The following is a 569-nucleotide window of genomic DNA, read 5'->3' as shown; positions in this document are numbered from 1 at the left end:
CTACCTGATCATTTTCCATGATTCTTCCTTTAACATCATAAATATTTTGAGAATTCTGTCCTGTTACCGGATTGGTCCAGTTGATCAGTCGGTTATTATTATCATAATCAAAAGATTCTGTAATACCGAAATCTCCTCCGGTCCCTCTTGTCTTCAGCTCATTCTTTATGGCGTCGAATGAGTAAGTGAGTTCAAGAATACCTGCCATTACCGGTGAAGAATGATTAACGTTTGTAAGGAAACCATTAACATCATAGGTATTACTGACAGCTGTTGTACCCAGACTGGCTTTTACTACCTGCCCTTTGGTATTGACTTCTTTCAGTTCCCAGAGAATTTTTCCAGAGCTTTTATCTTTCATCTGGTAGAGATCACCGTTCCATGGGCTGTATACGTTTTCTACCATAACTTTAGTTAAAGCTCCCGAAGACTGTAATTCTTTTTCATAAGAAACCACTCTTCCTTTATCGTCGTAGGTGATGCCTTTCTGCGTGTAGGTTTTTCCATAGCTGCTCTCTACAGAAGATAATAACCTTCCCTGAGGGTCATAGGTGAATTTATAAGTAAGT

The 569-nt window shown here is 39.0% G+C and carries 1 protein-coding gene; it reads right to left on the bottom strand.

Going from position 1 to position 569, the window contains the following annotated elements; genetic code table 11:
* Positions 1-569 (bottom strand): hypothetical protein (locus tag DRF57_RS23830; protein WP_157969936.1); only part of this gene is annotated, 569 nt, incomplete at both ends.

Origin of the sequence: Chryseobacterium rhizosphaerae (genome assembly GCF_003385455.1) — a bacterium.
GTDB classification, from domain to species: domain Bacteria; phylum Bacteroidota; class Bacteroidia; order Flavobacteriales; family Weeksellaceae; genus Chryseobacterium; species Chryseobacterium rhizosphaerae.
This window is presented reverse-complemented; position numbering and strand designations above follow the sequence as displayed.